The following is a 26,915-nucleotide window of genomic DNA, read 5'->3' as shown; positions in this document are numbered from 1 at the left end:
CCAAGTCAGGGTCGGCAGCGCCTCCGAGTGAGGCGGCTCCCGATCCGCCTGACGGTGCCGAGGAGGAGATGCAATGGAACTCGACCCGGTAATCCTGTCGCGCATCCAGTTCGCGTTCGTCATCAGCTTCCACATCATCTTCCCGGCCTTCACCATGGGTCTGGCGGCGTGGCTGGCGACGATCGAGGGCATGCGGCTTTTCACCGGCAATCCGCTCTACCGGCGCATCTTCGACTTCTGGCTGAAGGTCTTTGCGGTGTCATTTGGCATGGGAGTGGTGACGGGGATCGTCATGGCCTTCCAGTTTGGCACCAACTGGGGCGTGCTCGCCGAGCGCACCGGGTCGATCCAGGGGCCGCTGCTGGGATACGAAGCCTTCACCGCCTTCATGCTCGAGGCGACGTTCTTCGGTATCATGCTGTTGGGCCGGGACCGGGTTCCCCCAGGCTTCTACTTCTTTGCCTGCTGCCTGGTGTCGCTCGGAACGATGCTCTCCTCGTTCTGGATTCTCGCCAACAATTCGTGGATGCAGGTGCCGGTCGGCCACGAGATCGTCGACGGCAGGATCATCCCCGCCGACTGGCGCGAGATCGTGCTCGGGCCGGTGATGATGGTGCGCTGGCCGCACATGTTGCTGGCTGCGTTCCTGACCAGCGCAATGAGCATCGCGTCCGCAGGGGCCTGGTACATGCTGCGGAGAGAGCATCGTCCGGCGGCACAGGTCATGTTGCACTGGGGGCTCGGCTTGGCGGCTGTCCTGATCCCCGTGCAGTTGTTCTTCGGCCACCTCACGGGTCTTTACGTGCTAAAACACCAGCCGGCGAAGTTCGCCGCGATCGAGGCCCGCTGGCAAAGCCAGCAACCAGCCTCGGAGGTGCTGATTGCCTGGCCCGACGAGGCAAGCCAACGCAACTACTTTGCGATTGAAGTGCCCAGGCTCGGCAGTTTCATCGCCTCGGGCAACTGGACTGCCCGTGAGACCGGGTTGGATGCCTTTCCCGTCGACGATCGGCCGCCGGTGGTGATCCCCTTCTTCGGCTTCCGCGTCATGGTCGGCATGGGGCTGATCATGCTCGGCGTCTCCTGGTTCGGCAATCTCCTGCGCTGGCGCGGACGGCTGGAGACGACCCGCTGGTTCCTCTGGGGCACATTCCTGTCATTCCCGACCGGGTTCATCGCTGTGCTGAGCGGCTGGTATACCGCCGAGGTCGGCCGCCAGCCCTGGGTCGTCTACGGCGTCCTGCGAACCAGTGATGCGGTGACGCCATCGCTGACCACCGGCGACGTGCTCCTCTCGCTCACTGTTTACGTGCTGGTCTATGCCGTCTTTGGCGGCTTCGGCACCTTTTACATCTACAAGCTGCTGCGCGACGGGCCGGTCACGGCGGCCGAGGCGATCCCGAATGCGACAGCCAGCCGGCCACTGGCGTTCGCCGACACGGCCGCCACCGCGACCGGTAGCCAGACAGGGGCCGGAGGCATCGATGACTGACCCGAGCACGCTCGCCCTGTTCTGGGCTGCGGTCATCGCGGCCGCCATCCTGATCTACGTGCTCCTCGATGGCGTTGACATCGGCGTCGGCATTCTTTTCGGCACCACCCGCGACGAAGCCAAGCGCGGAGAGATGATGACCAGCATCGCGCCGTTCTGGGACGGCAACGAAACCTGGCTGGTGATAATCGGCGCAAGTCTCTTCGCGGCCTTTCCGGCGGCCTATGCGGTCTTCCTCGGGGCCTTCTATCTGCCGGTGTTGCTGATGCTTGTCGGCCTGATCTTCCGCGGCGTTGCGTTCGAGTTCCGCTATCGCAGCGGGGGTATGCGCCGGTTTTGGGATGCCGGATTTGCTTACGGTTCCATCCTGGTCGCTTTTGTCCAGGGGGCGGCGGTTGGCGCAATGATCCGCGGCATTCCGGTCGAGAACATGCAATATGCCGGCGGCGCCTTCACCTGGCTGCACCCTTTCCCGGTCCTCACAGGAATCGGGCTTGTGCTCGGCTATGCGCTGCTCGGCGCCTGCTGGATCGTCTTGAAGACGGAGGGCGGGCTGCGGGACTGGGCCTACGCGCGCATCCCGTGGCTCGCCGCCGCGGTGTTTGCCGTACTGGGCGTGGCCTTCATCATCGCGCTGACGACCGATTTAGGCGCCATTGCAAGGAGCAATCTTGGGCAGCGCAGTTGGGGGCTGGTCTTGCCGATGTTCAGCCTTGTTGCCCTTCTGGGCCTTCTTGCCGGTGCACGGACGCGACGGGATGCTGTTCCTTTGACGATGGCGATGGCGTTCTTTTGCACAGCATTTCTAACGCTCGGCGTAATGTTCTGGCCCCATTTAATTCCCTATTCGGTCACGGTGGCCGACGCTGCCGCGCCGGACGTTTCGCTGCGCTTCTTCTTCTATGCCGGGATCGTCGTCCTGCCGGTGATCGTCGCCTACACGATCGGGGTCTACTGGGTCTTCCGCGGGAAGATTGAGCGCCTCAAGACGTAATGGAAAGTCTGCTGCCTCATCGCGGAACCAATGCATTTGGTTTCTGACATGCACGCCCAAAGAGGGGTTTAATCATGCTCACGAAGCATTTCGTATCTCTAATTTTTCGACAAGAGAGGGCACACGCGCGCAGGCCAGATTTGCCTGACCGAGCGACAAGGCATCGACGCAACTACGCACCGCCGGGATTTTGAAAAAGCGACATCCAGATCGGGGAAAGCCATGAAAAGCCTCAAGCGAGATGTTTCCTTTGCCATTGCGCTGGTTTTGCTGCCGCTGACGACACATGCGGATCCACTCACCACGATGGACGAGGTTGGGGCAGCCGTCATGTCGTGCTGGAAACCGCCGTCCGGCGCTAAAAACTCCACCGTTAGGCTGAGTTTCAGCCTCAAGAGCGATGGATCGCTGATTGGTCCACCAGAAGCCACGTTCATCAATGTCGCCGGCGACGAGAAAGCACGTCAGCAATTCGTCGCTGCTGCCATGGACGCAGTGGATCGATGCACACCTGTTGAACTGTCTCCCCTGTTGGCCCAGGGGATCGGCGGGCAGCCGTTCACGATGGACTTTGCATCAGCCGATAGGGCGCAAACCATCTCGCCTGAGAACTAGGGTCAAACCCAAATCACCCGAACCGACCGCCCCGCCTTGATAAGGGGAATTTTGCCCACAAGAACAATATGAGTCGTTCGGCGTTTCAGTTAGCGTAGGCTGCAGATCTCAACCAAGCGGGAGGCTCAACCAAGCAGGAGGAATGATCATGAAAATCAAGATTCTTTGCATGGGCGCGATGGCGCTTCCGATGATGACCGGCGCCGCACTTGCTGGCGAAGGCATCCTCGACGAGCCGACGAAAATGGCGCCCTTCTAAACCGCTGCCGACATGAAGACGTTGAAGTCGAAAGAGGAATTCAAGACCGCGTGGGCGGCGACGGCGGAGGAGGATCGCGCCGGGATCATGAAGGACTGCGACGAGGACGGCATTCGGGATGCGCATGGCGACTTCTGCAAGATGGCCTTTGAGCTCGGTGGCCACCAATAGAGGCAGATACATCCCGCGCTGACCTTCGGTTCGGGATCATGGTCTGGGTGCGGCCGCTTTATGCGCGGGGTTAATTCCGGTTCACTAATATGTGATTGTCGTGCTCGCGCATATCCGCTGACAGCCGAAGAATAAATTCGGGAAGGTGATGACCCGGCAAGCCGACCAGCGCAGGGTGGTGGCGGTCGTCGAAGACGATTCCAGCATGCGAACGAGTCTTGAGCGGCTGCTGAACGCACATGGTTTTCTGACCCAGGGATTTTCGTCGGCCGAAGCCTTTCTCCACCGCGACACCACGAGCCGGATCGGCTGCCTTGTGCTCGATATCCATCTTGAGGGTATGTCGGGCATCGAACTGCGGCAGCGGCTGAAAGATGCGGGGTCCCGTCTCCCGGTTATTTTCATCACTGCCGTTGACGATGCAGCCCTCGAACAGCAAGGCGCCAAGGCAGGTTGTATCGCCTACCTTCACAAGCCGTTTCCGGCCGCCTTGTTGATCGACGCTGTCAACAGGGCACTGGGGCCGGCGCCCACCGCCTCCAGGCCGGCCGTGTCGATCAGATGATAGATCGCGTTAGCTTCGCCTGGTATTGTCTCACTGAACTGGATGCGGCTGTCAGATCCAATAAGGCCGGCCAGGATTTCCCGCCGATCCTCAAGCGCCGTGTCGCGCAAGTCGTGACCGTTGAGATGCAGCAGATCGAACGCGACGAAATAGAGGTCGTGCTGGCGCCTGGTGATGGCCTTGCGCAAAGCCGCGAAATCCGACAGGCCGGCATCATTCAAGACGACGACTTCGCCGTCGATGATGCCGTTCGGTACGTTGAGACCTTTGGCTGCCTCGGCCAGATCGCGGTAACTTGGCAGTCCAATCAAGACCTCTCCGGGTGAAAATGCGAACGCCAGCGTCCTCGATGATGATTTGCGAGCGGTAGCCGTCGAATTTGGCTTCATGCGGCACGCACTGGTTTACGCACGGATTCGAGTCTAGGTCCGTCCGATCTGGCGGCTAGGGGAACGGAACGTGACCATTTTACTAAATTAGCAATGATGCATGAAACGGCTTATTATTCGTCCCAGCCGGCTGGACACGCCCACACCCCGCCGGTTAGGCCCGCCGGTCGGTTGCCTACCCCGCAGCGGCTGTCGGGCCGTCCCTATCAAGCGCGCGGTAGCAACCAACGTGAGACGAGATCGAACCGACAACCCCGCAACCGGCATCAAGGGCAGGCGCCGCCTGCCAACGACGATGCAGGGCATTTCGAGTTCTGCCCCGTCTGTGGCCAGACATTCGACGTGGGAGAAACCTTGGTGAGGTGCTGCATCATCATCTCCCCGAATCATGAGCCGCTGCCGACCGAACACTAGGCTCTGTCAGGCGCGAATTCTGTCGAACAGCTTCAGACCGCGTAAGCGCCGCGCGCGCTGGACTCTCGCCCGCAATGGACGCATTCTCCGTTTGGGAAGAAGGGCGTGGACAAATCTCGCTACGACAATCGGTCTGGCCAGTGGCGAAGGCGCGCCGGCAGTAGAATGCCGTCACGGCGGCTGCCGCGACCGCTCTTAGGGCTGATCTCCCTCGGCGTCGCCACGCTTGCCGCCGCAGTCACCCAATTCGTAATACAGAGCACCGCAAGCCTCCAGACCACGGTAACAAACTGGACAGAGCCGCTGCCTGGTTCGATGGAACGGCTCCCCGTCGCTGGAGACCAAAAGCCACGAGCGGGCACTACAGGCCTAACTTCTCCCGGAGTGCATCAATGCGTTTAGAGGCTTCCGCCTTGCTGAGGCCGTCAGCATAGGCGTCAGGGTCGTCGGCCTGTTCGGCCAAAGTTTTCAAATAGGAGGCTTGTGCGGGGGTCATGGGGTCATCTCCGCTGATCCAATCTTCCGGGTCCTTTTCGACATTTGCCGGTGCCTCGATTTTTGGGTTGTGCCGGTCGCCCATGATCAATCTCCCTTGATGATCACCACAATGAGAATGATCATGATTTGTTCCGCCAGATTGGTATGCGTGTCGCGTCCGCCCGCCCAGGCCGGTTACGCGCAAGCGGAGCGAATCTCTTCTTGGCTATTTCATAACGTGGATACCTATGGTGGTAATCTTGCACGATCCTCAAATCGGTGAGGACGCCCCTTGAGCAGCGATCAGGGCCATTGGAGCCGTACCTGGCTCATAAACGACGCCCAACTCGGAAATCGGCTTCTTCGAAATATTTGGCCTTCAGCCATGTGTTCGACAGTCCGCTCCTGTAGCGGCTGTCGGCGCGCTTCGAGATAATTCCCTTGAGCCCGATCTTCTCGACGGTGCGGAAGAGCGCCAGCGCACTGCCCTCGAAATGCTCACTGTATTGGATCTTGCCGAGGCCAGGCTCAACCAGTTGCCACAGCGCCTGCTTGCGCTGCAGCAGCGGCAAGGAGTCTAGATCGCGGCCGTCGAGATGGAGGATATCGAACGCGACGAACACCAGCCGGCTCGGCTCGTTCCAGATCGCGGCTTCCAGCGCAGGGCAATCGGAAGCGCCCTGCTCGCCCGGCACAATGACCTCGCCGTCGAGAATGGCAGTCCGGCATGGCAGATCGACGGCCAGTGCGATGGGCCAGTATTTCGTGGTCCAGTCACGGCCGTTCTTGCTGTAAAGACGCACGCCGCCATTATCGATGATGATCTGCGTTCGATAGCCGTCGAGATTGGCCTCGTGGACCCAGCCCTCATCTTCAGGCGGCCGCTCGACCCGAGTCGGGATCTGCGGCGGAAGAAACTCCAGCCGGCCGCCATTGACCTTGGCACGCTTACTCAATGACGCCACCTTTGATCGCGCAGCGGCGGCTAATCGGTAAGCGATGCGCCAAGGCACCTTTCCCGAAATCGTCTTGATGGTTAGGTGGTGTCAATGGGCACCGAAGTTTCCGCAAAAGTGGGCATCCAATTTTCCCTATCTGGCGGGTGAAGGTTTCGGTGATCAGCCGGCGTCTTGATCGGTCGATTTCAGTCCTGCTGGGCGGCCACGCTTTTTCGGCGGCGGCGGCGGATTGATGAGCGCTTTGGAGCGAACATGCTCGGGAACAAGATCAGCGTGCTGGCGCAATCGGTAGCTCGATCCTTCGATCTGCACGACGACGGCATGGTGAAGAAGTCTGTCGAGCAATGCTGTTGCGACAACAGGATCACCAAAAACTTCGCCCCATTCTGCAAAGCCGCGATTGGAGGTGAGTATCATGGCACCCTTCTCGTAACGGGCATTGACGAGCTGGAAGAAGAGATTGCCGCCGCCGGGCACGACCGGGAGATAGCCGATTTCGTCGACGACCAGCAGGGATGCGCGGCATAGATAGCGGATACGCTCGCGCAACTGCCCTCGCGCTCGGCCTTGGCCAGCGAGGCGATAATGTCGGCGAGCGTGGAGAAGTAGACGCTCTTTGCGGCCTTGACGGCTTCGACGGCGAGCGCGGTCGCCAGATGGCTCTTGCCGGTGCCGGGCGGGCCGAGAAGATGGACTACCTCCGCCCGCTCGATGAACTTCAGTTCGGCCAGCGCCATGATGCGGTTTTTATCGAGCGATGGCTGGAAAGCGAAGTCGAAGCCGGCGAGCGTCTTGATGGTGGTCAGGCGCGCCATCATCAGAGCAGCCTTGATGCGCCGACTTTCGCGCAGGGTTAGTTCTTCCACCAGAAGTTCCTCGAAGGCCTGGATGCCGTCGATCTCGCCCTGCTCGATGCGCCGCAGGATCGCTTCAAGCGCTTCGAGCGCCCGCGGCATGCGCAGCCCGACCAGGCTCTTCCTGATGCTGTCGATCGTGGATGCGTGCATGGTCATGACCGGCTCCCCGCGTCGGCCAGTCGCTCGGCGACGGCCTGATAGAAGTCGAGCGAGCGCCGGGCGACATGATCGCCGAGGCGGCCGACGATGATATCCGGGGCGGTCTTCCTCGCGGCGTGGCGAGCTAACCCCTGACGATGAGCAGGATCGATCCGATATTGGCGGCGCCCCTCGATCACAGGATGGCTGGCGACCAGCCGGCCTTCGTCCAGGATGCGGATGCAGTCGGCAAGCTGGTGAACCTCGACAAGTCGCCGGGTGCGATCGGGAACGCTATAGTAGTTGCCGCCGATCGAGACGAGACCATCATGGCTGACGCGACGCTCCAGCTTGAGAAGCGCGTCGAAGGGAACTGCCGGGAGAGGTTGAAGTTCCGGCTGCTCTGCCGCGAAGGCTTCGCTGACGATGCGTTGCGTGGTGCCGTGCAGGCGAGCATTGGCGACGGTGTCGAGCCAATCTCGCAATTGCTCGTTCAGGTCCTCGAGATTGCGGAAGCTGCGGGCCAGGAAGAAGTCCTCGCGGATATAGCGGAATGGTCGCTCGACTTTGCCCTTGGTTTTGGCGCGATACGGCCGGCAGGCTCTGGGCTGGAAGCCAAAGTGCTTGGCCAGCGCCAGCAGCGAGCGATTGTAGATGATGTGGCCTTCGTTATGTGACCGCCGTCTTCATCCTGTCGTAGAGGATCTCGATCGGTACTCCTCCAATGGCGTCGAACGCCTGCATATGACAGCGCAGCAGCGTTTGCAGGTCCTGGTGCATGACGTAGCGGGCGAAGATGTAGCGCGAGTGGCCAAGCACGAGCGAGAACAGCCAGACGATGCGCGTCACGCCCGGCGCGTCGGTGAACTCGGTGACGAAGCGCGCGAAGTCGATCTGTGCTTGATATCCGGCCGGAGTCTCGAACCGCACCTCGAAGGGACGCACCTGCTCCTGCGGTCGGATTGCGGCCACGAAGCGCTTCACGGCGGTGTAGGCGCCGTCATAGCCGCGCTCACGAATCTCGCGCGTCAGGCGCACGGCGCTCAGATCGGGAAAGGCCGAGACCCGTTCGCGCAGATAGTCGACAAAGGGAACGATCTTGTTTGGCCGCCCCGCCTGTCGCGGGCCATAGGCGGGAAGTTCGAGCCCGCGCTCGATGTATTTGCGGACCGTCTTGGGATCGCGGCCCGTTCGCCGAGCAATCGCGGTCACGGACAGGCCCTGACGGTGTAGATCCAATATCATCAGAAGTTCTCCAAGTTGGACCACCAGCGCCGCTCCGATTCCGATCAAATCGGGACGGACTATCGACGCCGGAGCGAAAGCCGCCAGTTCCGGGACGCGTCCCGGAACTGGCGACAGCAGCGCCAACTAGGGAATTTTCGATGCCCACAATCAGGGAATATTCATCGCCCGATGACAGGTGGCTTGTTGGTCGGCGCGCCGGCGCCGATCACTCCGGGTCGTAATGGGTGACGTAGTGGAGTTCGCGGAGGGCGGGGATGACCAGGGCGATGTCTTTGTACGCCTCGTGCTCGATGATGTGCGCGGTCTCGGGCCCCGGCCTGGGCTTGCCGAGGACGGGCCTGCCCTTTTTGTCAACGCAGTAGATCAGGATCGGCAGCAGCAGGCCGTGATTGGGATTATTGAGGTCGAGTAGCCGTTTCCAGCTTTTGATGTTGAGATTCATGGCCGCGTAGAACCCCTGGCACCACGGCCGGGGATCGATGCCGCCGCTGGGCTTGGTGGCGAATCGGGGCGCATAATCCTGCGGTCTGTCGAAGAGCGTCTCGTTGGTCCGATTGTGAATCCTGGCGACGCTGGCAAATACGGCGTGATCGGTTGCAGAGCCTTTGGCCAAAACGTCGCGCGGCAACCCCATGAGCGGGCACATCCAGTCCTGCGGGTCCGCGAACCGCGGCCCGGTGATCGCTGCCGTTACGAAGCCATCCAGCGCCGACATGGTCCGCACCAGCGGGCGGTTGGTCTTGGCAGCCATCCAGGCCTCGAGCGCCTCGTCCGACAGCGCCATGTCATCGAGCGCGCTCATGCCGCCAACGGGAGCGGCATCTCTTGGCGGCGCGCCCAATTCCACGGCATCAGCTCGTCCCAGCGCGAGGCTGGCCAGTCGTTCTGGATGCGCTCGGTGACATCGGCCATGTAGGCTTCGGCATCGACGCCGCAGAGCTTGCAGGTCTCGATGATGCTGAGCACGACCGCTGACCGCTCTGCCGCGGCGAAGCTGCCGGAGAAAAGCCAATTGCGCCTGCCGACCGTAAATCCACGAATGGCCCGCTCTGCGATCAGGTTGTCGGGCTCGAGCTGGCCATCGTAGAGGAAGCGGTTGAACGCGCGCCATCGCTTGGTGCCATAGGCGAAGGCCTTCGCGATATCGGCATGGCGCGACAAACCCTTGCCTTGGCGCATAAGCTGTCGTCGCAACGCGCGGACCAGTGGTCGGGTGCGCCTTCGTCGTGCGGCCAATCGCTCGGCGGGCGGGAGTCCCCGGATCTCTTCCTCGATCCGGTAGATCGCCTGGATACCCGCCATGGCCGTGGTGCTGAGCTCGGTCGGCTGGCTGTCGTGAACGTCGAATATCTTGCGACGCAGATGGGCCAGGCAGGCAGCTTCTCGAATGGCGCCGCCCTTGTAGATCTGGTTATAGCCGCTGAAACCGTCGGCCTGGAGGGTGCCGGCAAATCCGGCGAGCTCGGTCATCACGCTCTCGCCGGCGCGGCCCAGGGTGGCGCGATACCAGGCGATCGGCGGCTCCTGCGAACCCGAATTGCGGTCGTCGGCGACATAAACCCAGAGCGCGCCCTTGTGCGTCTTGCCGGCGCTGGGCACCAAGATCGGAAGCCGCGTGTCGTCGGTATGAATCTTGGTGCGGGTACGGCCGATCTCGCGGATGCGGTTGTAGATCGGGTCGAGCAAGGCGGCGGCGTAGCCGGCGCTGCGCGCAAGCGTGGAACGCTCGATATCGACGCCCTTGGCGGCCATCATCTGGGCCTGACGGTAGAACGGCAGATGATAGCCCCACTTCGCCATCATGATATGGGCGAGCGCGGCATAGCTGAGCTTGCCGCGTGCAATGGCCTTAACTGGTGCCGGCGCCTGGATGATTTTATCGCACGTCCGGCAGCTGTACTTAGGTCGAATGGTCTCCATCACCTGCCAGGCCTGGGCGACCAGATCGAGCATCTCCTCACTATCTTCGCCCATGGCGCGCAGATCGCCGCCGCAGCCCGGGCAACATGCGCAAGACGGCTCGCGAACGTCGTGCTTGCGCGGCAGGTTGGGATTGAGCTTGCGCACCGGCAACACCCGAACCTTGGCGGTGTCAGCGACGATGGGCAGCTCGATATCGGGCACGCTCGCGGCGAAATCGGTCTCGAGATCTTCGAGTTCGAGCCGCATCTGGCCCAGCTTCTCGGACGAGCGGCCGAAGGCCTTGCGGTTGAAGCGATCGATCTGCAGCTGCAGGCGCTGGATGCGAAGTGCGGCCTCGGCGCGCTCTCTTCGCAGCTGTTCATCGCGTTCGGCGATGGTGATGTCGCGGGCAGAAACGGCCGCTTCCAGAAGGGCGATCCGGGCGAAGAAATCTGCGGTTGAGGGAGCTTGTTCCGACACCCAAAACCTATACCCGAAAGACCCTCGTTACGGAAGCAGAATCATCACAAAATCAATAAGAAACGTCCAAATTAGCCAGCCAAACGCGGTCGATAAATCTTGCTCGGTCGGCGCCAATCGATCCCGTCCAAAAGCAGCGAAAGCTGCGCCTTGGTGAGCGATACGGTGACCTGCTCCTTGGTGGTTGGCCAGGCAAAACAACCATCGGTAAGCCGCTTGGTGAACAGGCAGAACCCCTGGTCGTCATGCGCCAAAATCTTGATGATATGGCCCTTGTGTCCACGGAAGCAGAAGATCGCGCCGGTGTGCGGGTCGAGCGCGAGCACCTGCTGCACCATCCGCGCCAGGCTGTTGATCCCGCGGCGCATATCGGTCGCGCCGCAGCACAGATAAATCCGGTCGGTCGGCACCACCGTGATCACCTGGTCAACTCCGCCAGAACGATACGCAGCGCTGTCGGATCGACGCTCCCGTCAATGCGCAGTCGCGTGCCGCTCGGAAAGGCCACGACGATCCCGCCGGCCGGGTCCGGGCAATCGGCGACGGGGCGTTCGACACCGGGCAGATCGCTCACCTCGATGCGTGCGAAGGTCGCTATCGCCTGATCGGCATCGAGCTCGCCGCCGGCCATCTGCTTGCGCCACGCATAGAGCTGTGACGGAGCTACGCCGAACGCTTCCGCGACCTCGGTCACCGACGATCCCGCCGCGCTCGCCAGGTCGACCAACGCGCGCTTCTCGGTGCAAGTCCACAGCCTTCGTTGCCGCACGCGCCCGGCCACCCTTGCAAGATCTTCTGCCGGCGCGGCGCCGCTGATCTCGGCGACCGTATCGCCCCTTGCATGTTCCAATGTCATGGCCCGAAAACTCCATGTTCATCGGCTTATTGCAAGGTGCCTTGGCGCATCGCTTACGCTAATCGGCACAGGCAGCACGACATCACCCCAACATGATGCCTGCCACCTGTGCCGAGCCCCCGCCAAGCCATTGCAAGCATCTACGCACGAGGCCGATCTGTCGTTAGCTTTGCATCCTAATACTTATCCTGGCGTACATATCTTGCTCGGCGCGGCGCTCTTGCACCGTTCCCGGCTTATTGCTGTCCGGGATTCCCGCCAGCCTACGCAGCCCTTGGCTAGAGCGGTTCGTCATTTCACGGAAACGCAGAACCGCTCTATCTCTTTGTTTTTTGACTGCAATTCCGGACGGAAGACCGTCTCACACTTTTCCTGGAATTACTCTGATTGCGGACGACCTTGGTCAGTCCATCAAAAGCACCACAGCGGGATGCAGCTTCTTCAGATTCGGCAATGATTTCGACTGCCAGGGTATGTCGGGCGTTCCACGCACGATGAGTCGAACATCGGGATGCTTGCGCACCTCGATGGTAAATTTCGCCAAGAGGTTAATGCCTGAAGAGTTGAGAAATTCAAGGTCCGTTAAATTGAGCGTAATAGAAGTAGGTTTCGAGTCAAGAACCTCCATCAACAAAGACAAAATTGGCGCATAGGCCTCAAAACTGGCCAACCTCATGACGCCATCAAAAAAAATCTCGCTCGCTTCGCTCCACACGCGATATTGTGCTGTCGTTATTTCCATGTTGTGAGTTCGTTTCATTTAGTTATTAGTTATGAATTTGTATGATCGGAATCGAAGCATATGTTTCCAGGCAAACCAAATCCCTTTCATCGGCTGGGCTGAAGATCCAGGCCAGACTCGCGCCATAATCGCTCATCAACGTCAGCAATCCAAGACCGGAACGTGTCGTCTCAGGGTCCGCGGCATTCGCTTCGATCCGTTGAATCAGGAGTTCACCCGGATCACCGACTGTGATCTCCGACAGAAGATTTTGAAATTCAACGGTGGTTTCGCCATCGACAACGTTCGAGACCTTGACCTTGAAACTTTCTGAGTCGATGGCCGCCTCGATCGTGATCTCGCCCGGTGCACGAAACTTGACCGCATTTTCAATGAGTTCGTTGACCAGATAGCCGATGCTGTGTCGTACTTCCCTGTGGTCGTTGCGAGATGACAGAAAGCGCAGGGCGAAAAGGTCTGCGATGAAGTCCGAGGTAGTAGCGCAATGATGCCAACTCAGGTCGAGAGGTCCGTCGAACAGTCGCACGCGACTGGCGCTCTCTCTCATTCCGATTGCAAGGCCGGCTGTTCCGAACAGTGTTGTCATTCCTACTTGTGCCTCATGATCACGAGGGTGATGTCATCGTGGATTTTCTGAGTTCCGATATGGGCCATCAGATCCTCAATAATTCCAGTTTTGATCTCCTCGGCGCTCCCGCGATAATAATGGCGCGCGCTGATGCAAAGGCGTTCCAGACCGAACAGTTCGCCATCCTGATCTTCCGCTTCGGTTACGCCATCGGTGTGGAGCACGATCACGTCGCCACTGTTGAACGGAATGTCGCGCGTTGCGATGAACGGCAAGATGTCACGTTCGAGGCCGATCGGCAGACCCAGATCGATCGTGTCGATCCGCTCGATCTCTCCGTTTGCACGAACGACAAGAACCTCCTCGTGCTGCCCTGAGAGGGTCACCTGCTCATTCTCAAAGTCAAGAAAGGCTAGAGAGAGATGCTTGTCGGTGTTGGTCCGTTCGATGTTTTTATAGATGGCTCTGTTCAGTCGATCGAGGAACTGACGTGGATTGTCCTCGCCAGTCTCCTGCAGTGCGCGTGCGACGGATTGAACCATCAGCATCAGCACACCGCTCGCCAGCCCATGACCTGTCACATCGCCGATCCCGATCTTGACCCGCAACCCCTCTTGCAGGACGTCGTAGTAGTCGCCGCCTACTTCGTCGGCCGGCCGCATATAGGCGGCGATTTCTACCCCTGGGATCGCTTCGAGTTCGCTGGCTCTCGGCAGAACCATCATCTGGATCTGTTTGGCAACTGCAAGCTCTGCACCAAGGCGGAGGTTCTCATCTCGCAGTTTGCCGTTGAGGGCGGAAATCTCTTGATTTGCGCCTTCAAGCTCCTTCGTTCTTTCATCAACGAGATGCTCGAGGTTTTCCGTATGGAAGCTGATCTGCTCTGCCATCCGGTTGAACGCGTCCCCGACCTCTCCAACTTCGTCGCGCGTCGGAATGCTTACCCGGACTGAATAGTCTTTCGCCTGCAGCCGCTTGGCGGCTCCGGCAAGCGCACTGAGGCCTGCAGTGATCCGCTTTGAAATTCCGAAGACAGCCGCAAAGACGATCAGGAGCGAAACGATAACTGCGATGACCTGGGTGATCAGGATCCGGTTGGTCGCGCTGGAAATGCTCTGCTGCGCTGCAAGGAGGGAAGCATAGATTTCCCGTTCGGGGACGACGAAGCCAAGCATCAGGGTTTCGGCCGTGATGGACCCCTTACTATTCCAGAGATTGACTGCGTTTAGCCGGCGAAGTGCGACCATGTAAGGTTCGGCCTTGCCGTTCTCCTCAATCGAAATATGCTTGATGACCGTCTTGTCGTCGGCGGGAAGTTCGAGCGCTGCGACGGTCGCGTGCGTACTCTTTTTGAGCGAGCGGTCGAGGCCGGTAACGCCTTGACCTGCCGCACCACTTGCGATCTTGAGCCCGAGCGTCTTCTCGCCTTCAGGCTTGATCGCGAGCACATTGCCGTTCGACATGGTGAGAAAACCGAAGCCCGTATCGGCGACCTTCACGCTTTCGACGATGTCAGCGAGCTGATCGAGCGTCACGTCGGCAGCGACCATGCCGGCGACATCACTGCGGTCTTTCGTCCAGAGCGGGTGGAAGAAGCTCACGATGAGCTTGCCGGTAATCGCGTCGATATAAGGAGCAGTCGCAGTGATGTCATCGCCCTTTACGGGGCGCGAATCCGGCTCCCTGATCCAGCCCTCCCAGCCTTCATAGACGCCAGGAAAGAAGAAATCCCAGAAATTCGCGTTGTTGTGGCCCGGATAGAGCTTGTCGAAGGTCTGCGCCTGATCGGAATAAGGTGTCGTGCGCATGATCGGTCCTGCCTTCGGCCCAACGTAATAGACCTGCAGCTTCTTCGCGCCTGTTGCCATCTGGCTCGTGCCAAAAATATCGAAGACTGCACTCTCCTGGATGTCGCGGAGAATTTCGGGCTTCGGTTGGTGATCGGCGGAGAGGAGATATCCCCAGACACTCATGACCGAAGGTGACCCTTGCCGGGTCTGCACCCAGTTTCCCGTGGCGTCATATACAAGCGGCGCATTAAAATTGGGGTTCTTCGCCAGCGCCTTGCCGATCGCATCTTTCGCTTCCGGATAATCGATTAGTCTCTGCATGGAGCCTGCAAGTGCGGTCACCTCGGAGTGCATGCGGTCGAAGAGGAGATCGGCGCGCAGCGCCGTCGTCTCGATATAGTTCTGGAGGTATTCCTGGGTCGCCTTCGTGAGGCCGCTCTCGATCTGCTGCGTCGCGTCGCGGGACAGCCGGTTCACGTTCCACAGGGCGACGCTGCCGCCGACGAGGAGATCGAAGAGCACCGCCCCACCTACAATGAACATGAATTTCGCGCGGAAGCTGTTAAGGCGGAAGACGGACCAGGGTCTAGGCGGAGTTACATCCGAGTCGGTCATAGTGGCTTGCGTCCCGATGCAACCCAGATCGGCCAGCCGGCATAGCCCTTGGGGTGGAGCGCAGCGAAGATATGATCCTGGAAGCCCTGTCGGAACCGTCTGATAAATGCCGGTGGGTCACCTCGCTTGGTCGCCATCTCGCCCGCATAGACGTTCTCCCATGCCGCGATGACATCCGCGAAGTCCTGCGGATCGCCGTCGTGGTTGGTGATCATGAAGGATTCGACTCGAATGTCTTCGAATCCCGCTTCGATCAGGTACCGTCGGCTCTTGGGGCCAAGCTCGATATCCATCTGGAAGTGCGCCCAGAGCTTGGCGACTTCGTTATAGGTCCACTGGATGCTGTCGGCGCGCGGTTCGCCCAGACAGTGCGAGTTCTTTTCATTTGTGATGTAGACGCGTCCGCCCGGCTTGCAGATGCGGAAGAGTTCTTTGAGGATCAGCTTGGGGTTATTGAACACCTGCAGCGAATGGCGGCACGTGACGAGGTCGAACTGATCGTCCTCGAGCAGCATTTCTGACGCATCGCCATAAGTGTACTCAATCCTCTTGATGTCGAACTCCGCCGCCACGTTTCGCGCATAGGCGAGGCTTGTCCTGGCGTGATCGAGGGCGACGATCCGCGACGGCTCGAACTCCCTCTGCACGAGCACGGCGAAATCCCCGATTCCGCAACAGATGTCAGCCATGACAATACCGGGTTGCATGCCATGTCGCGGCAGAATTGTGCGCTCGTGACGCCAAGTCAACTTCGTCTGTGTGCGGAGGATCGGAATGAACCCGCCTTCTTCAAGGAAGGTCTGCCCCGGATAGAACTCGCTGTCATACTCCTCAACCGTGATGTTTGGTTCAATTCCGCTCAAGCGACCGAATTTTCGCGTCGTCCATCCGACGACGCTTGACGTGATGACCACAAATTTTAGATCGGGTCGCGCGCGACAGGCGTCAATGATGACCCGCGAGAAGGCGTGAAACGCGGTGTTGTTCATTTGCGTCAGGCGCCTGATGTTCACATATAGTATACCGCGTACACGATCGATGGAGTCCTTCAACAGGGCAATGCTGGGCGCAAGCTCATCAATTGACTGGGGCCGCACTATCCCCGAAATAGAGAACTCCTGATCGTTGATGTCGTATTGCGTTTCGAAACGCGGGAGAAGGTAAGGGTTCAATTTGGCAGGCCCTCAAGCGGAAGATCCACGACAAGCGTGATCGTATCAGCGCCGGCTTCATCGAGTCGGAATGTCGCGTTGTAGTCAATGGCCAGTTCCAAGAGTACGACTTCACGGCTGGGCGCGAGGTCCCCGGACACCGAATTGAGGTATCGCTCCCTGGCCTCAGATCCTGCGACTTGCGACACGGCTTCTTCGTAGAATTGGCGCTCTTCCGGCACGCAAGGGAATGTCAATTCGATCCTATCCGTCGCGCCATGGCGAGACACCCTGCATGCCAATTCGCCGTCGGCATGGCGCATACGAAAGGCGACTTCCAGCAATTCGTTAAAGGCAGAAGAAAAGAGATTTGAATGCCGGACCGAGTCTGATCTATTTTGACTGATCATGCGGGCCATGTATGTCGAGACATAATCGCAGTGTCTCCAAGCAGAGACAAAAGCTTTTATTTCCATGTCGATCTGAATCATAGGCTCAAAAGTCGGCTCGCCAGCTCCGTCATGATGAACAGGTCCCATCGGTATCCTCACTTATCCATCAGTATTTGGGCCCAAGTGGCGCGATGACCTCCGAGGCGGAAATTTGACCGTCGTGATTTGTCAGTCCCGCACTGACTCGAAGAATTGCGCGATATCTGCCTTGATCGTTTCCACAACTCCCCACTTCATCGTTAACAAAGGGTGCAAGGCGCTAGAGAGCCCGATTTGATTCCTCCATCGCTCGTACCACCCTCAGCGGGGACCGCCTGATGAAATCGCTGATCGCCTCGGCTCCAAGCGGCTTTCCCAGGAAGTTGCCTTGCAGGCAATCGCAATGCTCCTTGATCAGCCACCGTGCCTGTGCCGACGTCTCGACCCCCTCGGCAGTGACATTTATCCCCAGGCCGTGCGCCAGAGTCATGATCGATCGCACGATCGTTTGGCTTTTGAGATCGGTCTCCAGGTCCGCAATAAAGTACCGATCTATCTTCAAAGTATCGAAGGGGAAGTTTTTAAGGTAGCTTAACGATGAATAGTATGTTCCAAAATCGTCGAGCGAAATTCGTATTCCCAAAACGTTCAGAGTGTTCAACGTGTCGATATTGTCGATCGTCTTTTCAAGCAGGACCGTCTCGGTTATCTCAAGTTCAAGTCTGTCGGCTCCGATTCCAACTGCGTCGATGATCTGAGCGACCGTGTCCGTCAGCGAACCGCTAAGGAACTGAGCCGGCGACAGGTTCACTGCGACTGTCAGCGAGGAAGGCCACGTCAATGCCTGGCGACAGGCTTCCTCGAGCACCCATCGTCCAATCTCGTCCATCAAACCGTCGGCTTCGGCGATCGGTATGAACACGTTGGGTGGAATGGTTCCGACCTCGGGGTGCCGCCACCGCAGCAGCGCTTCGAAACCCATCACCGACGAGGGAGGCCGGATGAGCGGCTGATACTCCAGATAAAGCTCGCCCCGCTCCAGCGCGGTTCGAAGTCTGCGCCTCAGATTCTCGCGTTGCTCGAGCAAGAGCAGCATCGAACGGTTGAATGTTCGAGCGCAGCCGCGTCCATCTGTCTTGGCCGCGTAAAGAGCAATGTCAGCGGCTTTCATCAACTGTTCGCCATCGGTCCCGTGCTCCGGCCCGAAAGCAATTCCGATACTCGAGCCGACGAAGACGGGAATGCCGTTAATGACGAACGGGTTCTTGAACGCGTCGACTAGCGATCCGGCGAGGCGCTCAGCCTCTGCCGGCTGCTCCTTTCCCAATTGGATGACAGCGAACTCATCGCCGGCATACCGGTATGCGGATTCGCCGTCCTGCAGCGCGTCGCGAATACGACCCGCCGCGAGTTGAAGAAGAGTGTCGCCTGCTCCATGGCCGAGCGTGTCGTTGACCGCTTTGAAATCGTCAAGGTCGATTTGCAGAAGGGCGGCTTTCGGCTTTGATCCGCCGAGGGCCGCCATTGCCTGCTGCAGCCGCTCGCCGAATCGCCGCCGATTCTGCAGTCCGGTCAGCACGTCGTGCGTCGCCTGATGGAGCAGAATTACATGCTCTTGCTCCTCCACTACGCTCCGCCCATCGCGCTCTCTTAATTCAATGATTCCCACACCATTTGCAGTGGCGAAAACGAAAGCGGACCGCGGCGCTTCGCCCGATGATCGCGGCAAATCGATGCTTGCCGGTGAGCCGCCGTGGAACACACGAAGAAATTCGTCGCGATACCTCGCATCGAGGAAGCTCGGGTAGATCTCCCAAACGGCGGCACCCGGCACCACCGCGCCTCCGTATACGCCTTTGAGCTTGGTTGCGTAGTGCGTCAGACAGAAGTCGCGATCATAGAACGACAAAAGTTCGGTCGTGTTCGCCAAAAGGTCAGCGAGCAGCGCTTCGCCGGGACGTGGTGCATCGCTTGAGGAAGGCCCCTCACTCTCCGTGCCGACGCCTGATGCCTCCGGGTGCAATAGCCACCTCCATAGGCGGTGAGAATCCACGTCCCCCAGCCCAGAAATAGCATAACTGTCAAGCTTGGCAAACATACAACTCGCAGTCTCAACAAGTGTCACATGCTGCGTAGTTGCAATGTATGCTCCGCTGTGATTGGCGGCGACATCGATCAACAGTTGGTTAATAAATCGGGAATTGGCTATAATTGATGGCGCGGTGGACGCGACACGAAATATTCTGGTCCATGAGGCGGCTGATCTTCCCCGCCCCTGTTTTGAGCCCGCCCCACTTCAACCATCCCCGATCCTGTACTCAGCTTCCGAGCGCTTTGAGCCAATGTTCAAAGGAAGAGGCCTCCTCGTGTCCAGCATGCGAAACAGAGTGGGCGGGGCGCGGCAACACCACGGAACTTCGGACTTCGCGGGGGCTGTAACCGAATTCCTTGCTAAATGCTCGGCTGAAATTAGCCGCTGAACTAAACCCGACGGCTTCGGCAATATTAACAATGCGCCGGCTGTCCGCCGGATCGCTAAGCGCAACATGGGCTGCCAGAAGTCGGCGACTTTGTATGTAGTGGAGAACACCACCGCTCGGTTCGAACAACTGATAAAGACGAGAGCGCGAGACGCCGAGCGCCCGGCACATTGAATCCGGCGTCAGATGAGCCGCATCCAGATTGTTGTGGACGTATCGACGGGCTCGCTCCATCAGCGCGACACTCACCAATTGTTCGGTGGCCGCGGCATGTTCCGCCGGGGGCGAGAGGCAGGCAATGATCATGCTGCGCGTTGCGTGCACGATGCGGGGCAGATCGTCAGCCGTGACACTGCGCAGTCTTGCTTCGATGCTGTTGAGGTAGTCGAGTAAAAGGTTGGCAAAGTTGCCGGACAGAATTGAATTATTCTTTGCGTCCAGGGTTGCCGCCGCGTCGGCGAACAAATCACGCGGCAAATAGAGAAAGAGACTTTGGGATTCCGTTGCCCTCCCGCGAAACGGGTAGCCAAGCGATCTAATCTCCAATTTGCCCGGCTGGTTTTCCGCTACGCGGCGATCGACCTCCGTCCACGACCGGCCAGTATGCGGCAAAGCGATATACCAGTGATCGATCGAACTGGACCGAAGCTTCGCAGCAGAACGCATATAACTATGTGCCGGTGCGCGCTGTTGAACGATCAGCATGCCGCCGAGGTTCCAAGCCGTGTGGTCGGCGGGAAAGCCATCGTCGAGCGATTTGTCATCCGGCAACTTGATCTCGACAAGCGGAGCCATATGCGCCTGCCAAGCGACGAATTGATCCTCTGGCGCCAGTTCGAGCGTCGAAAAGGGCAAAGGTTCGAGCGCCGGCGCAAGTGACGGGGCAGCCTCATTGTAAGATTGAGCTTCGCGCGGCCAACGACGTCGATCGCGCTGAAGCGCCTGCCTCGCAAGCGCCTTGTCCTGCCTCTTAGCGTCCATCGCGTAGTGCCGTATCCGATTCCGGTATGCCCATCTCCACCTCAATCATGTGGTGTATCACAGGCATCTGGCAAGACTAGCGGAACGCGAGTCCACAGAGCGCCATCACGCTGGGTTACAGCAAGAAATGCATTCCGAGATAAGTTTCTGGATGCGACGATAACGACACTCTTCAACCTGGTGCGTATAGAGTCTGGCACGGTGAAAGCGTAGTTGAGGAGACAACGAAATGAACGCAAAGCTCAAAGCGGAAGCTCGTCGCAAGATAATTCTTGATGGATATTTTAATAACGAACCTTTGAAAGATATTGCAGCCAAGGTCGGATGCTCACTGGCGAGTTTGAAAGTCACCGCCAGTAAACTCGGTTGCACTCGAACTCCGAAAGAGGCGGCGGAATTTCGGCGAGGATTTCATGTCCCAGAACAAAAACTGCGAGATTACCGCCAACTTATGATTGCTGGACAGTATAGAGCTCGCGAGTGCGCGCTGATTTTGGGGCTATTGAAAGACCAATTATCGGTCAGCGAGTAAACTTATTCCAATACACGCCTCAGCGGTTCATCGGCAAAAAAAGCCCGCCGCAAACACGGGCAACGGGCCCTGAAAGGTTCGCACAGATGCTGCGCCGGCGTTTCAATCGCACCTGCCTCAGCCCTCATGATTTGGCTATTTGCGAACGCGTGTTCGATCAGGTTTGCGCAGATGAACACATTGACTCTTCAAGCCGGGATGCCGAGGCCTTAGCGGTGGCGATTGTCGCAATCTTCCGAAACATTACTACCAAGGAGCGCGAACTGCTGGATGAAGTTAGGTCTCTTCGTCTCTCAAAGGGCGCAGAGAAGGCGCACTAGCTTGGCGGTGTTCCGAGGCGAATTGTTCTAGTCCCGCGTTGGCACAGCCGGATTGGCATCTGCATTGCCCCATTGAGTCCCGCCAGAGTGTAGCCACAGCGCTTGCGAAGGAGATGGAAATGGGTTTAGCCCAAGACTTGTCTGATGTTGCGCTCACATTCGATTGTCCGGATTGCTCGCATCCGGCGGTAAGGAAGGGCTCTGCGCTAAGAACGATCGCGCACTTCAGATGCGACGGGTGCAACGCCAAGGTACGGATCACCTATCCGCAGAAGCTAGCGATCTTCGAAAAGTACAGGCTATTAGCCGCCCAAGGGGCATTGCGATAAGACGATCCGGAAACGCGTCGCCAATGGCGGTCACGTGGACCAGATGCAAGAGGTCGATGCTCTGGTGGGCCTCGCTAAAGAAATGGCCGACCGGCAACTGGCCGGGTTAGAAAGCCCGGCAGATGAAAACGATGGCTCTGTGCAAGACGGTGACGATGCAAAGGACTGAGCGTCGTCGACCGCCTCCTCACATTCCGCGATCACGGAATTACTCGAATCGCCAAGTTTGGTACTATCCAACGGCGGACCCCAATCCGTCAGGCCGGCGCCCTACAGGCATTCTACCCCAACGCCCCCCAAGCGGCGCCGGCCACCTCCCAAAGGCGAGTGTCAGCCGCTCAAGCGATTAACCGAAAGCTGACAGATCAGGCGGGCTCCCGGATAACCCACTACTCCGGCTCCCGGGTCGAAATGCACAATGGCACAAGGATGGTGCGGTTGAGACTGTCGACGTCCTCGTCGATCTCTTCACGCCTGATGCCCACTGACTTTGCTCGGCAAACAGCTGCTGCAGGAGCCGAACGCCCGCCCCGTGCCAGTGTTCCATCTGGAAACAAAAAACCCGCCGTACCTTTCGGCACGGCGGGCGAGACTTCTCAGTCGTTCACCAGGCACAGGGTGGGCGGGGGTGGGTGCGCCTGGATCGTAGGAAATCCTACGCGCGCCGGCAGCGTCGCGTCTACCAACCGCCGGTTGGCCCGGTTGCTTGTTTGACAGACACGCGCTTATGATGGCTGCTCAAAAGCGCCGATCGGGCCTTTTGCCGAGCGGCTCGTTGTGCGGGAGGGACGCTATGGCCCAGCAGGAGCAGTGGCAGCTGGAAGGCAGCGCCGCGGAACTCTACGAGCGCTACCTGGTCCCGGCAATCACAACCCTGTGGGCTGCCGACCTCGTGGATCGCGCTGCGCCTCAATCTGGTGAGCGGGTTCTGGACGTAGCTTGCGGCACCGGCGTGGTGGCACGCTTGGCGGCCGAGCGTATGGGAAGTGGGCAGGTCGTCGGCCTCGACATCAACACGGGCATGCTTGCCGTTGCTCGATCGCTCCCGAGAGGCGCTGGACCACGTATCGAGTGGCACGAGGGAAGCGCGCTCGAAATGCCGTTCCCTGACGCCAGCTTCGATCTGGTTCTTTGCCAACTCGGACTGCAGTTTTTTCCGGACCGATCGAGTGCGCTACGTGAGATGTTCCGGGTTCTGGTGCCTAACGGCCGACTGGCCTTAAGCGTTTTCAGCGCTATTGAGCACACTCCTGCGGCAAAGGCGCTGGCGGATGCCTTGGATCGACACCTTGGCCCAGGCGCTTCGGCAACGAAACGGTCCGAGCATTCACTTGCCGATGCGGACGTGCTTTACCGATTGGTGGCCGGGGCGGGATTTCGTCAGGTGACCTTCGACACGACGACACAGAACATCCGGTTCCCCTCGTCAAAGGCATATGTGCGACTACAGCTGGCAGCGACTCCGCAGGCTGGGCTGGTCAGCGGAATGGATGCCGGACATCGCGACGCAGTCGTCGCAGCGATCATGGGTGATGTAAGTTCTTCGCTGGCAATCTATTCAACTGGAGGGGAGCTGATGTTCCCCCAAGAGGCTCACGTCGTGCTCGCACGCAAATAGTGCAGCTGACTCTGCGGCATCCGGTGTTCAACAGCGCCCACGCAAAGTGAGCCTAATTAGAGGAGGAGCGTAGCAACCCCTCCTCCTTGGCAGCAACCTCGAAGGCCTTCCTTACGTCCTCGGGTGTGCCCTCACCTTCAATGCAGGCCATGCAGGCTTCGACCGCCTTCGTCCACTTGGGTCCCCGCTTGGCCCACTTCATGAGTTCCGCAGCGGCCCCTCGGGCATCATTCGGCCTGCTCCCTTCAGGCCAGCACTGAAACCCACTGTTAACGTCGTTCGCGGGTGAGAGGATGCGGCCGAAGCTTGACAGTGTAGGGTACAGCTCGCTGCCAGGCACGGAGGCGGAAATGAAATTGCTTGGGATTGCGCTCTTGTGCACGGGCATGATCAGCGTAGCAATGCCGGCCGTTCGCGCTGAGGATCAGCTTGTTCCGCCTAACCACGAAGAAGCGCCAGAGCCGGCAGTTCATTGCGAGGGCCAAAACTGCCTTCCACCAGCTGATGACCCTGTCGAGGAATGCAAGGGGCAAGATTGCACGCCGGCTCCGCCGGTTGACCCAGGTCCACAGATTGAACAGGTCGACTGAACAGCATCAGCCGAACACCCCACCTACGAAGGTGATCGCAGATCCGTGGAGAAGGTTGGATTTCAGGTCCTCTCCCTCCGCCAGACGCGCCGCGCAACTATTCTCCGACCAAGCCGCAGCTGCTTAAAATCCCCATGTTCCGCGGGATTTCCTGCGGGAAGCTATGAACCTGCCGAGTTCTAAACGACGTTTGCGCTGCTCTCTCTAGGGCAGATATTCTCCGAACCTGTGAACCAGCCGCATTTGGTTCACAGCGTTCGTACCTAACGATTTCAGCAGCTTATGCCGGTGTGGGCTGTGTACCATTTCGCAATTGTGCTCGGTCATCGACCTATGCTGGGATCAAACTGGGCACAGCAATCTCGCGATCTGAACTCGGACATTCCAAGCGCGCCGCGGCGCCTCCGAAGTCGAGATTTGACTGTGGCGGCGCGTCAGTGACTGATTCTGCCGCTCAAGGGAGGCAGCTGCCTCTTATAGCACAGCACGACCGGTCTTCCGTGTTGATTTCACGGCGCCTTATGGACTGAGCGAAACCTCAAGGTCTTTGATCAACTTGAGTGCGTCCTGAACCTCCTTCTCATAAAGTGGCGTAGCCCCAGCATGAGCGGCTGGATTGAGCACGCGTTCGGTGCAGGCAAGGATTTCGTCGAGCAGCCTGATCCGGCGCATTCGTTCATCATGGTCACCTGTAAATGCTTGTCTCAAGCGATTTCGCTTCGACTTCAGTATTCCTTTAGTTGCGCATCCGGAGCGACATTTCCGTCAACGCCGGTGTCATCGGTCGCAACCAGCAAGGTGCATGGGCTTTTGGAGTGGACTCAACGACTTTCTCTAGGATGTCCAAGGGTAGTTCGGTGACGAGGAGATTTTTGGCGGCGCGCAAGCCCTCCGGCCTAGCTCACGCCGTTGACCCTGACCGGCCCTTGGGATCGTCGGCGAAGTGTTTTTCCAGAAATTCGGACCTGAACTTTTGTGGCGGAGTGTCAATGTCCGGCCGACCCTCCGGCGTAAAGTCCATAAGATTCCAATACGGCCACGCGGTGTCGACATGATTCATCATCGTTTCAGTTCCCAGAAATGAAAAATCCTTCCGTCCCGCTTCATGAATACATGCATCACTGGCCATTGCATGTCGTCAGTATCCCCCTGGCACTTGTAATCCGCCTGATAGGGAGACTCCGATCCGGAAACCAGCCAGATCTGCGACCATCCGCGTTGTTTGGCCCAGGCATTAATTCGTTCGGCTGGGGCTTTGGCAATTGCGACGAACGAGGCGCCACTTTGGGTTACTTGATACCAGCTTCGATCGAACCCATCGACCAGTGACGTGCAGGAAGGGCAAGGTTTGTCCCAGTTCGGACCAAACATGAATGAGTAGAGCAGCAGCGTGTTTTTATCGGCAAACAGCTCAGAGAACTTCACGCTCGTTCCAACTTTCCCATCGTTGGCCCACTGGAAGACGTAGTCCTCCTTTAATTGCCCGCCGGGAGGGAGGTTGCGACGTTTTTCCGCCACGGATTTCACCTTGTCGATAAGTTCTTGCTCATCCTTGAGCAATGCTGCGCGCGCATCGCGATACTCGTTGCTTTCGTTAGGATACCGGAGTTCACTAATGTTCATCTCCTCTCTCCGGGATGGGGCATCCATATAAAGCTGCCGGGCGTTCCATAGTTCCAGCCTGTGACGACTCGTCGGTTCCTCCTCATCGGCGCTCGACATATAGGAATCGCTACCAGCCCAAATCGGCCGTAGGTTGCCCCACCAACGTCGGCCGGGTCGACTGTTGCCCATGGGTGAATGTCCGCTCCGCAGAACGCCCCCTGATGTCGGGAAATGGCGCTCGTTGCTCGTTCGGTGGACAAAACAAACAGCCGCTTTCCACCCAAAGCGGGAATCTGACTACGGTCACCAAGGGTGGATTTTCGCCAGCGAACACTGGGCGCATAGCAGTTGTGTAAAGTCGCTAGATTGGTACCGGCATACTGCATTGCTACATCAGCGCCGTCGACGGCTCCCCTCCTCCCAGCCGTCGGTGAAACCCAGCCCGCCGGTTATCCTCTCCCGAGCGGGCTTTTGTTGCGCCGCAACAGAAATCCCATGAATATCAATGGGTTGTCTTGCTATCCGGTGGCGAGTAAGCAAACTGCAAACGGTGGTTTGCAGTTTGAACACCCCGGAAACAGCAGCATGACGAGCGCGGTCGCCTACGATCGAGTCTCCACACAGCGGCAAGGACGCTCGGGCTTGGGCATCGAGGCCCAGCGTGCCGCGGTCGCCCGCTTTGCCGAGGCCGAGGGGATGATCATCCTCCAGGAGTTCGCCGAGATCGAAACCGGAAAGGGCGCGGATGCTCTTGATCGACGGCCGCAATTGAATGCCGCCCTCGCCCTTGCCCGCCAGACAAAATGCCCGGTGGTCGTGGCCAAGCTCGATCGCCTCTCTCGTGATGTCGCCTTCATTGCCGGACTGATGGTCCAGCGCGTTCCGTTCATCGTCGCCGAACTCGGCGCTGACGCCGACCCGTTTATGCTGCACCTTTACGCCGCTTTGGCCGAGAAGGAGCGTCGATTGATCTCGGAGCGCACCAAAGCCGCCCTCGCCTCACGCAGGACGAGCATAAAGCTCGGCAATCCGACCAACACCGCCGAAGCTGCGGCGAAAGGTCGGAAGATGTCGATCGAAGAAGCCGACCGGTTTGCCCAGACCGTGCTGCCAATCATCGCTTCCATTCAGCGGTCGGGCATCACCAGCCTACGTGGACTGGCAATCGCTCTAAACAACCGTGGCGTTCGCACAGCGCGCAATGGCCAATGGCAGGTGTCGAACGTGCGCAACGTTCTCGCGCGGCAATCCCCTACTCTTTTATAAGCGGGAAATAGCCACCGGCGCGGCCGGAACAAACGGGATCGACGCCGGTTAACTACTAGCGAAGGGACGCAACCGCAAAGG

26 protein-coding genes and 2 pseudogenes are annotated in these 26,915 nt (G+C 59.0%); 10 read left to right on the top strand and 18 right to left on the bottom strand.

What is annotated here, in order from left to right; all coding sequences use genetic code 11:
- Window positions 1-73: 73 nt before the first annotated feature.
- From IHQ72_RS22105 to IHQ72_RS22085, 5 genes are all read left to right on the top strand, one after another.
- A complete protein-coding gene (locus tag IHQ72_RS22105) occupies window positions 74-1,492 on the top strand; it encodes a cytochrome ubiquinol oxidase subunit I (protein WP_258117228.1) in 1,419 nt (472 codons plus the stop codon).
- Complete coding sequence (gene cydB / locus IHQ72_RS22100) at window positions 1,485-2,486, top strand: cytochrome d ubiquinol oxidase subunit II (RefSeq protein ID WP_258117226.1); 1,002 nt, start codon at window positions 1,485-1,487, stop codon at window positions 2,484-2,486. The genes IHQ72_RS22105 and cydB overlap by 8 nt, the downstream gene beginning before the upstream one ends.
- 222 nt (window positions 2,487-2,708) lie before the next feature.
- Complete coding sequence (tolA, locus tag IHQ72_RS22095) at window positions 2,709-3,101, top strand: cell envelope integrity protein TolA (RefSeq protein WP_258117224.1); 393 nt, start codon at window positions 2,709-2,711, stop codon at window positions 3,099-3,101.
- A gap of 271 nt (window positions 3,102-3,372) precedes the next feature.
- The gene (locus IHQ72_RS22090) at window positions 3,373-3,531 is read left to right on the top strand and encodes a hypothetical protein (protein WP_258117223.1); all 159 of its coding nucleotides are present in this window, start codon (window positions 3,373-3,375) and stop codon (window positions 3,529-3,531) included.
- Between the two features lie 148 nt (window positions 3,532-3,679).
- Complete coding sequence (locus IHQ72_RS22085) at window positions 3,680-4,096, top strand: response regulator transcription factor (protein ID WP_258117219.1); 417 nt, start codon at window positions 3,680-3,682, stop codon at window positions 4,094-4,096.
- Here IHQ72_RS22085 and IHQ72_RS22080 read toward each other — a convergent pair.
- From IHQ72_RS22080 to IHQ72_RS22005, 16 genes and pseudogenes are all read right to left on the bottom strand, one after another.
- Window positions 4,000-4,407, bottom strand: coding sequence for an ATP-dependent DNA ligase (locus tag IHQ72_RS22080; RefSeq protein ID WP_258117217.1), 408 nt, complete (start codon window positions 4,405-4,407; stop codon window positions 4,000-4,002). The genes IHQ72_RS22085 and IHQ72_RS22080 overlap by 97 nt on opposite strands.
- Before the next feature lie 853 nt (window positions 4,408-5,260).
- Window positions 5,261-5,479: a DUF3072 domain-containing protein gene (locus IHQ72_RS22075; RefSeq protein WP_091591041.1), complete on the bottom strand. Its 219-nt coding sequence runs from the start codon at window positions 5,477-5,479 to the stop codon at window positions 5,261-5,263.
- A gap of 226 nt (window positions 5,480-5,705) precedes the next feature.
- Window positions 5,706-6,332: an ATP-dependent DNA ligase gene (locus IHQ72_RS22070; RefSeq protein WP_258117215.1), complete on the bottom strand. Its 627-nt coding sequence runs from the start codon at window positions 6,330-6,332 to the stop codon at window positions 5,706-5,708.
- A gap of 162 nt (window positions 6,333-6,494) precedes the next feature.
- Window positions 6,495-7,291: pseudogene (istB, locus tag IHQ72_RS22065) on the bottom strand (IS21-like element helper ATPase IstB).
- Window positions 7,292-7,344: 53 nt separating this feature from the next.
- A pseudogene (istA, locus tag IHQ72_RS22060) lies at window positions 7,345-8,599 on the bottom strand (IS21 family transposase).
- Window positions 8,600-8,783: 184 nt separating this feature from the next.
- Window positions 8,784-9,380 (bottom strand): UPF0149 family protein, encoded by a 597-nt coding sequence (locus IHQ72_RS22055; RefSeq protein WP_258117213.1) that lies wholly within the window; start codon window positions 9,378-9,380, stop codon window positions 8,784-8,786.
- Window positions 9,377-10,960: an IS66 family transposase gene (tnpC, locus tag IHQ72_RS22050; RefSeq protein WP_258117212.1), complete on the bottom strand. Its 1,584-nt coding sequence runs from the start codon at window positions 10,958-10,960 to the stop codon at window positions 9,377-9,379. The genes IHQ72_RS22055 and tnpC overlap by 4 nt, the downstream gene beginning before the upstream one ends.
- Window positions 10,961-11,031: 71 nt before the next feature.
- Entirely contained in the window at window positions 11,032-11,382 is a 351-nt protein-coding gene (gene tnpB / locus IHQ72_RS22045; protein WP_258117211.1) for an IS66 family insertion sequence element accessory protein TnpB, read from the bottom strand.
- A complete protein-coding gene (gene tnpA / locus IHQ72_RS22040; RefSeq protein ID WP_258117210.1) occupies window positions 11,379-11,816 on the bottom strand; it encodes an IS66-like element accessory protein TnpA in 438 nt (145 codons plus the stop codon). The genes tnpB and tnpA overlap by 4 nt, the downstream gene beginning before the upstream one ends.
- Before the next feature lie 403 nt (window positions 11,817-12,219).
- A complete protein-coding gene (locus IHQ72_RS22035) occupies window positions 12,220-12,558 on the bottom strand; it encodes a slr1659 superfamily regulator (protein WP_258117209.1) in 339 nt (112 codons plus the stop codon).
- 25 nt (window positions 12,559-12,583) lie between these two features.
- Complete coding sequence (locus tag IHQ72_RS22030) at window positions 12,584-13,144, bottom strand: slr1658 superfamily regulator (RefSeq protein ID WP_258117208.1); 561 nt, start codon at window positions 13,142-13,144, stop codon at window positions 12,584-12,586.
- A 2-nt stretch (window positions 13,145-13,146) separates the two neighbouring features.
- Window positions 13,147-15,531 carry a SpoIIE family protein phosphatase gene (locus tag IHQ72_RS22025; protein WP_374120267.1) on the bottom strand — a complete coding sequence of 795 codons (2,385 nt, stop codon included), beginning with the start codon at window positions 15,529-15,531 and terminating at the stop codon, window positions 13,147-13,149.
- The gene (locus IHQ72_RS22020) at window positions 15,528-16,703 is read right to left on the bottom strand and encodes a class I SAM-dependent methyltransferase (RefSeq protein ID WP_258117206.1); all 1,176 of its coding nucleotides are present in this window, start codon (window positions 16,701-16,703) and stop codon (window positions 15,528-15,530) included. The genes IHQ72_RS22025 and IHQ72_RS22020 overlap by 4 nt, the downstream gene beginning before the upstream one ends.
- On the bottom strand, window positions 16,700-17,221 hold the full coding sequence (locus IHQ72_RS22015; RefSeq protein WP_258117205.1) for a ubiquinone biosynthesis methyltransferase UbiE: 522 nt from the start codon (window positions 17,219-17,221) through the stop codon (window positions 16,700-16,702). The genes IHQ72_RS22020 and IHQ72_RS22015 overlap by 4 nt, the downstream gene beginning before the upstream one ends.
- A 172-nt stretch (window positions 17,222-17,393) precedes the next feature.
- On the bottom strand, window positions 17,394-19,136 hold the full coding sequence (locus IHQ72_RS22010; protein WP_441338639.1) for a putative bifunctional diguanylate cyclase/phosphodiesterase: 1,743 nt from the start codon (window positions 19,134-19,136) through the stop codon (window positions 17,394-17,396).
- A 295-nt stretch (window positions 19,137-19,431) separates the two neighbouring features.
- A complete protein-coding gene (locus IHQ72_RS22005) occupies window positions 19,432-20,574 on the bottom strand; it encodes a helix-turn-helix domain-containing protein (RefSeq protein WP_258117203.1) in 1,143 nt (380 codons plus the stop codon).
- 229 nt (window positions 20,575-20,803) lie between these two features.
- Between IHQ72_RS22005 and IHQ72_RS22000 the strand changes: the two genes are divergently transcribed.
- From IHQ72_RS22000 to IHQ72_RS21985, 4 genes are all read left to right on the top strand, one after another.
- Entirely contained in the window at window positions 20,804-21,106 is a 303-nt protein-coding gene (locus IHQ72_RS22000) for a hypothetical protein (protein WP_258117201.1), read from the top strand.
- Between the two features lie 86 nt (window positions 21,107-21,192).
- A complete protein-coding gene (locus IHQ72_RS21995; RefSeq protein WP_258117200.1) occupies window positions 21,193-21,426 on the top strand; it encodes a hypothetical protein in 234 nt (77 codons plus the stop codon).
- A gap of 372 nt (window positions 21,427-21,798) precedes the next feature.
- On the top strand, window positions 21,799-21,924 hold the full coding sequence (locus IHQ72_RS21990; protein WP_258117199.1) for a hypothetical protein: 126 nt from the start codon (window positions 21,799-21,801) through the stop codon (window positions 21,922-21,924).
- Window positions 21,925-22,548: 624 nt separating this feature from the next.
- The gene (locus tag IHQ72_RS21985; protein ID WP_258117197.1) at window positions 22,549-23,373 is read left to right on the top strand and encodes a methyltransferase domain-containing protein; all 825 of its coding nucleotides are present in this window, start codon (window positions 22,549-22,551) and stop codon (window positions 23,371-23,373) included.
- Window positions 23,374-23,425: 52 nt separating this feature from the next.
- Here the strand turns inward: IHQ72_RS21985 and IHQ72_RS21980 are convergent, their stop codons facing one another.
- Together IHQ72_RS21980 and IHQ72_RS21975 are read right to left on the bottom strand one after the other, a co-directional pair.
- Entirely contained in the window at window positions 23,426-23,524 is a 99-nt protein-coding gene (locus tag IHQ72_RS21980) for a hypothetical protein (protein WP_374120403.1), read from the bottom strand.
- A 1,498-nt stretch (window positions 23,525-25,022) separates the two neighbouring features.
- Entirely contained in the window at window positions 25,023-25,586 is a 564-nt protein-coding gene (locus tag IHQ72_RS21975; protein ID WP_258117195.1) for a DUF899 family protein, read from the bottom strand.
- 477 nt (window positions 25,587-26,063) lie between these two features.
- On the opposite strand from IHQ72_RS21975, the gene IHQ72_RS21970 reads away from it, so the two are divergent.
- The gene (locus tag IHQ72_RS21970) at window positions 26,064-26,834 is read left to right on the top strand and encodes a recombinase family protein (protein ID WP_374120266.1); all 771 of its coding nucleotides are present in this window, start codon (window positions 26,064-26,066) and stop codon (window positions 26,832-26,834) included.
- Window positions 26,835-26,915 lie beyond the last annotated feature (81 nt).

Source organism: Mesorhizobium onobrychidis (genome assembly GCF_024707545.1).
In the GTDB taxonomy this organism is placed as follows: Bacteria; Pseudomonadota; Alphaproteobacteria; order Rhizobiales; family Rhizobiaceae; genus Mesorhizobium; species Mesorhizobium onobrychidis.
This window is presented reverse-complemented; position numbering and strand designations above follow the sequence as displayed.

Coding starts and splice junctions, on each gene's coding strand:
- IHQ72_RS22105 (WP_258117228.1), top strand. CDS start 74: ATGGAACTCGACCCGGTAATCCTGTCGCGCATCCAGTTCGCGTTCGTC.
- cydB (WP_258117226.1), top strand. CDS start 1,485: ATGACTGACCCGAGCACGCTCGCCCTGTTCTGGGCTGCGGTCATCGCG.
- tolA (WP_258117224.1), top strand. CDS start 2,709: ATGAAAAGCCTCAAGCGAGATGTTTCCTTTGCCATTGCGCTGGTTTTG.
- IHQ72_RS22090 (WP_258117223.1), top strand. CDS start 3,373: ATGAAGACGTTGAAGTCGAAAGAGGAATTCAAGACCGCGTGGGCGGCG.
- IHQ72_RS22085 (WP_258117219.1), top strand. CDS start 3,680: ATGACCCGGCAAGCCGACCAGCGCAGGGTGGTGGCGGTCGTCGAAGAC.
- IHQ72_RS22075 (WP_091591041.1), bottom strand. CDS start 5,479: ATGGGCGACCGGCACAACCCAAAAATCGAGGCACCGGCAAATGTCGAA.
- IHQ72_RS22055 (WP_258117213.1), bottom strand. CDS start 9,380: ATGAGCGCGCTCGATGACATGGCGCTGTCGGACGAGGCGCTCGAGGCC.
- tnpA (WP_258117210.1), bottom strand. CDS start 11,816: ATGACATTGGAACATGCAAGGGGCGATACGGTCGCCGAGATCAGCGGC.
- IHQ72_RS22035 (WP_258117209.1), bottom strand. CDS start 12,558: ATGGAAATAACGACAGCACAATATCGCGTGTGGAGCGAAGCGAGCGAG.
- IHQ72_RS22030 (WP_258117208.1), bottom strand. CDS start 13,144: ATGACAACACTGTTCGGAACAGCCGGCCTTGCAATCGGAATGAGAGAG.
- IHQ72_RS22025 (WP_374120267.1), bottom strand. CDS start 15,531: ATGACCGACTCGGATGTAACTCCGCCTAGACCCTGGTCCGTCTTCCGC.
- IHQ72_RS22015 (WP_258117205.1), bottom strand. CDS start 17,221: ATGGGACCTGTTCATCATGACGGAGCTGGCGAGCCGACTTTTGAGCCT.
- IHQ72_RS22005 (WP_258117203.1), bottom strand. CDS start 20,574: ATGGACGCTAAGAGGCAGGACAAGGCGCTTGCGAGGCAGGCGCTTCAG.
- IHQ72_RS22000 (WP_258117201.1), top strand. CDS start 20,804: ATGAACGCAAAGCTCAAAGCGGAAGCTCGTCGCAAGATAATTCTTGAT.
- IHQ72_RS21995 (WP_258117200.1), top strand. CDS start 21,193: ATGCTGCGCCGGCGTTTCAATCGCACCTGCCTCAGCCCTCATGATTTG.
- IHQ72_RS21990 (WP_258117199.1), top strand. CDS start 21,799: ATGCAAGAGGTCGATGCTCTGGTGGGCCTCGCTAAAGAAATGGCCGAC.
- IHQ72_RS21985 (WP_258117197.1), top strand. CDS start 22,549: ATGGCCCAGCAGGAGCAGTGGCAGCTGGAAGGCAGCGCCGCGGAACTC.
- IHQ72_RS21980 (WP_374120403.1), bottom strand. CDS start 23,524: ATGGCCTGCATTGAAGGTGAGGGCACACCCGAGGACGTAAGGAAGGCC.
- IHQ72_RS21975 (WP_258117195.1), bottom strand. CDS start 25,586: ATGAACATTAGTGAACTCCGGTATCCTAACGAAAGCAACGAGTATCGC.
- IHQ72_RS21970 (WP_374120266.1), top strand. CDS start 26,064: ATGAATATCAATGGGTTGTCTTGCTATCCGGTGGCGAGTAAGCAAACT.